Annotated in this window: 5 protein-coding genes; 1 reads left to right on the forward strand and 4 read right to left on the reverse strand. The window is 68.3% G+C overall.

Annotation, left to right across the window (positions count from 1 at the left end; translation table 11 throughout):
* The coding region (locus IY392_RS05210) for a class I SAM-dependent methyltransferase (RefSeq protein WP_194860703.1) at window positions 1–516 on the forward strand (516 nt) is incomplete at its 5' end.
* A 7-nt stretch (window positions 517–523) separates the two neighbouring features.
* On the opposite strand, the gene IY392_RS05215 is transcribed toward IY392_RS05210, so the two are convergent.
* The 4 genes from IY392_RS05215 to polA form a co-directional block, all read right to left on the reverse strand.
* Window positions 524–1,285, reverse strand: coding sequence for an amino acid ABC transporter ATP-binding protein (locus IY392_RS05215; protein WP_277815601.1), 762 nt, complete (start codon window positions 1,283–1,285; stop codon window positions 524–526).
* Window positions 1,282–2,265, reverse strand: a complete 984-nt coding sequence (locus tag IY392_RS05220; protein ID WP_182612861.1) for an amino acid ABC transporter permease — start codon at window positions 2,263–2,265, stop codon at window positions 1,282–1,284. Before IY392_RS05220 ends, IY392_RS05215 begins: the two co-directional genes overlap by 4 nt.
* A gap of 11 nt (window positions 2,266–2,276) precedes the next feature.
* Window positions 2,277–3,179: an ABC transporter substrate-binding protein gene (locus IY392_RS05225; RefSeq protein ID WP_194860704.1), complete on the reverse strand. Its 903-nt coding sequence runs from the start codon at window positions 3,177–3,179 to the stop codon at window positions 2,277–2,279.
* Window positions 3,180–3,292: 113 nt separating this feature from the next.
* Window positions 3,293–5,013 (reverse strand): DNA polymerase I (polA, locus tag IY392_RS05230; protein WP_194860705.1); only part of this gene is annotated, 1,721 nt, incomplete at its 5' end.

Genomic DNA, 5,013 nt, shown 5'->3' on the forward strand with positions numbered 1-5,013 from the left:
CTCCGGGTGGGCGCGCGGGCCGCGAGCAGGTCGACCGGCCCGGCGGCCCGGGTGCCCCTGATCCAGGCCGACGCCCGCCGCCTACCTTTCGCCGCCGACAGCTTCGACGTCGCGTTCTCCGCGTTCGGGGCCATCCCCTTCGTCGCGGACACCGCCGGGGTCATGGCGGAGGCGGCCCGCGTGCTCCGCCCCGGCGGACGGTTCGTCTTCTCCGTCAACCACCCGATGCGGTGGATCTTCCGGGACGATCCGGGCCCCGAGGGACTGGTGGCCGCGTTCCCCTACTTCGACCGCACGCCGTACACCGAGTACGACGAGCAGGGCGATCTGACCTACGTCGAACACCACCGCACGATGGGAGACCGGATCCGCGAACTGGTCGGCGCCGGTTTCGTGGTCCGGGACCTGATCGAGCCCGAGTGGCCGGAGTGGCTGGACCGGGAGTGGGGGCAGTGGAGCCCGCTGCGCGGCGGCGTGTTCCCCGGGACCGCGATCTTCGTGGCCACCCTCGGCTGATCGCCGACTACAGGATCTTCGACAGGAAGTCCCTGGTCCGCTGATGCCGGGGTGCCCCGAGCACATCGGACGGACGCCCGGCCTCGACCACCGCCCCGTCGTCCATGAAGGCGACCGTATCGGCCACCTCCCGGGCGAAGCCCATCTCGTGGGTGACCACGATCATCGTCATGCCCGCGCCGGCCAGGTCCCGCATGACGCCTAGGACCTCACCCACCAGCTCGGGGTCCAGGGCCGAGGTGGGCTCGTCGAACAGCATGAGCTTGGGCTCCATCGCCAGCGCCCGGGCGATCGCCACCCGCTGCTGCTGCCCACCGGACAGCTGCGCCGGATAGGCGTCCGCCTTCGCCGCGAGCCCGACCGTGTCGAGCAGGGCCCGTGCCCGCTCCGTCGCTTCCGCACGGGATTCACCCTTGACGAGCATCGGGGCCTCGATGATGTTCTCGAGGGCCGTGCGGTGCAGGAACAGGTTGAAGTGTTGGAACACCATCCCGATGTCGCGGCGCTGCCTGGCCGCGTGCCTCGGCGAGATCTCGTAGAGTTTGCCGCCCTTCTCCCGGTACCCCACCAGGTCGCCGTCGACGTAGAGCCGACCCGCGTCGACGCGCTCGAGGTGGTTGATGCACCGGAGGAAGGTGGACTTGCCGGATCCGGACGGACCGACGAGGCACAGCACCTCCCCGGCCGCCACCTCGATGTCGATGCCCTTGAGCACCCTCAGTGAGCCGAAGCTCTTGCAGACCTGCTCGGCCCTGACCATCGGGGTCATGGCATTCCTCCCGACTGATCGGTACCCCTGGCCGCGGCGAGCCCTGAGGGGGTGAGTCCGTCCGCCTCGGCCAGCGCGCGCAGCTGTTTGGCCGTGAGTTGACGGGTGGAACCGCGGGAGAACTTCTTCTCGAGGAAGTGCTGGCCCACCATGAGCACGCTGGTGATCACCAGGTACCAGGTGGCCGCCACGAGGAGCAACGGGATCGGTTGGAAGTTGACCCCGGAGATGTCGCGGGCCTGACCGTAGAGCTCACCGGAGAACGGGATCGCCACGACGAGCGAGGTGGTCTTGAGCATCGAGATCAGCTCGTTCCCGGTGGGCGGGATGATCACGCGCATGGCCTGCGGCAGGATGGTCCGGCGCATGGTCTGCCCCCACGACATGCCGAGCGCGGTGGAGGCCTCGGCCTGGCCCTCCGGAACGGACGAGATCCCCGCCCGCACGATCTCGGCCATGTAGGCGGCCTCGTTCATGGCCAGACCCACCACCGCGAGCCAGAACGCGGAGTACAACACCATCGTGTCGTCGAAGCGGACGATCTGGAAGTCGGTGAAGGGGATGCCGAACTGCACCTGCCGGTACAGCGTGAAGATCAGGCCCCAGAACAGCAGCTGGACGTAGATCGGGGTCCCGCGGAAGATCCACAGGTACACCCAGGCCACGGCCTTGAGCACGGGGTTGCTGCTCATCCGCATGACCGAGAGGATGACCCCCAGGATGACGGCGAGGATCATCGACAGCACCGTCAGCGCGATGGTGTAGAACACCGCCATGCCGAACCTGGTGTCGAAGAGGTAGCGGCCGTAGGTGCCCCAGCCATAGGCGGGGTTGGTCGCGGCGCCCCAGACGAACAGGAACACCAGGGCCAGGACGATCGTCGCCGACACCCAGCGCCACGGGTGCCGGAGCGGCACCGCCTCGATGGGGTCGGGCGCGTCAGCCCGGGGCGCGGAGGCGCCGTTGTGCGCGGTGCTCACCGACCGGTCACTCAGCCCTTCCGGATCTCGGCGTCGTCGATCAACCCGTCCTCGAGGCCCCAGTTCTGGGCGATCCTCTCGAAGTCTCCGGTCTCGATGAGCTTGTCCGCTGCGGCTTCGAGAGCGGCGGCCAGTTCGGACCCCTTGCGCACAGGCCAGCCGTAGGGGGCGGAGTCGAAGACGTCACCGGCCAGCTGCATCTTGCCCTCGGACTGCTTGACCGCGTACGCCGAGATCGGGGAGTCGGCGGACATGGCGTCGACCTTGCCGAGCGCCACGGCGGTGGAGGCCTCGTCCTGCGAGTCGAACTGGACCTTCTCGATCGGCGGATCGCCGGCGGCGACGCACGCCTCGCTGCGGGCGGGCACGTCTTCCTGGTCGGAGACCGTGGTGCGCTGGACGGCCACGCTCAGTCCGCAGGCATCGTCGGGGTCCACGTCGTTACCGGCCGCCGACGCCCACTGGATACCGGCCTCGAAGTAGGTGACGAAGTCGACGGTCTGCAGTCGCTCGTCGTTGACCGTGAACGAGGAAGCACCCATGTCCATGGTGCCGCCCTCGATCGCGGGGATGATCTTCTCGAAGTCCGACTCGCGGAACTCCGCGCGAAGTCCCATGAGCTGGGCGGCGGCGGTCATCACATCGATGTCGAAACCGACGATCTCCCCTCGCTCGTTCTTGAACTCGTTGGGGGCGTACGGCGGGTTGGTGCCGATCACCAGCACGCCCTTCTCGCGGATCTCGGCCGGTACGAGGGCGGCGATCTCGTCGTCCGTCTCGAGCGAGACCTCCTGCCTCGGCTCTCCCGAGTCCTCGGGACCCTCAGTGTTGGTGGTGCAGCCGGTGAGCGCGAGGGCCGCGGTGGCGGTCAGTGCCAGTGCGGCACGGAGGCCGCGCCGAGAGGTGAGGGTCATGTGCGTGCCCTTTCAGGCGTCGGGTAGCCGAATCTGCAATGAACCTAGGGCATACTCCGGGCACCACAAAACGAACCGCCCGCTTTCGGCGTCACTGGTTACCCACTGGTTACTCAGTGGGCAGCGGAATCCCAGTCGGGCCCCGTGCCGGTGGAGACGTCCAGCGGTACGTTGAGTTCGATAGCGGAGTACATCCGGTCGACGACGAGGCCACGGACCTCCTCGAGCTCGCCCTTCGCCACCTCGAGGACCAGTTCGTCGTGGACCTGGAGCAACAGCCGGCTCTGGAGCCCCCGCTCGTGGAGGTCGGCGTCCACCTTGAGCATCGCCGCCTTGATGATGTCCGCGGCGGTGCCCTGGATGGGGGCGTTGAGGGCGGCGCGCTCGGCGTTCTCTCGCTTGAGCCGGTTGTCGGAGTTGAGCTCGGGCAGATAGCGCCGGCGGCCGAAGAGGGTCTCGGTGTAGCCGTCACGACGGGCCTGGTCCACCACCGCATGCAGATAGTCGCGGACACCTCCGAAGCGGGAGAAGTAGGCGTCCATCTGCTCGCGGGCCTCGGTCTGGCTGATCCCGAGCTGCGCGGCCAGCCCGAAGGCGCTGAGCCCGTAGGCGAGCCCGTAGCTCATGGCCTTGACCCGGCGCCGGAGCTCGGGGGTGACCTGGTCAATGGGTACTCCGAACGCCCGGGAACCGACGAAGGAGTGCAGGTCCTCGCCGGTCCGGAACGCCTCGATCAGGCCCTCGTCGCCCGAGAGGTGGGCCATCACGCGCATCTCGATCTGGCTGTAGTCGGCGGTGAGGATGCAGTCGAAACCCTCACCCACGACGAACGACTTCCGGATCCGTCGACCATCCTCGGTGCGGACGGGAATGTTCTGCAGGTTCGGGTCGGTAGACGACAGTCGTCCGGTGGCGGCGACCGTCTGGTTGAAGGTGGTGTGGATGCGCCCGTCGTCCCCGATGGTCTTGATCAGACCCTCGACCGTGGTGCGCATCTTGGTCGCCTCGCGGTGCAGGAGCAACGCTTCCAGAAAGGCCCGCCCGGGGGTGTCCCCTGTCTCCTTGGCCAGCAGCTCCTCGAGCGCTTTGGCGTCGGTGGTGTACCCCGTCTTGGTCTTCTTGGTCTTGGGCATACCGAGGGTGTCGAACAGCACCACCTGGAGTTGCTTGGGCGACCCGAGGTTGATCTGCTCACCGCCGATCGCGGCGTAGGCCGCTTCTGCCGCACCACGCCCCCGGTCGGCGAACCCGTCACGCAGGTCGTCGAGGGCCGCCGCGTCGACGGCGATGCCTTTCGCCTCCATCCTGGCGAGGACGGGAACGAGCGGCAGTTCCATGTCCGCGAGCAGCTGCGCCCCGTGGACCTGCTCCAGCTCCACATCCAGACGCTCGGCGAGGTCGATGACGGCGCGGGCCCGGGTGGCGGCCGAGTTGGCCGCCTGTTGCTCTGCCTCGGACTCATCGACCTCGTCCAGGAGCGACAGCTGCTTCTCCGCCGCCTCCGGCTCGGGTAATTCGCGCTGCAGGTGGCGCTGGAACAACTCCGCCAGCCCGTAACTACGCTGACCGGGACGGACGAGGTAGGCCGCGAGAGCGACATCCAGCGTGACACCGGCCAAGCGGAGGTTCCGGCCCATGAGGGCGTGGGTGGCGGCCTTCGCGTCGTGGACCGCCTTGAACACCGCGTCGTCTTCCAGCCACGCCTGTAGAGCCTGCTCGTCACCTGCGTCGATGCGTCCGAGGTCAATGTGACCGGATGCCCCGTCCGCCGCGGCCACGGTGACCGACTGCGCGTCCCCCGCGCCCGGTCGGGATGGCCCGACGACGACGAGGC

It is taken from the genome of Dietzia sp. SYD-A1, from assembly GCF_015356725.1.
In the GTDB taxonomy this organism is placed as follows: Bacteria; Actinomycetota; Actinomycetes; order Mycobacteriales; family Mycobacteriaceae; genus Dietzia.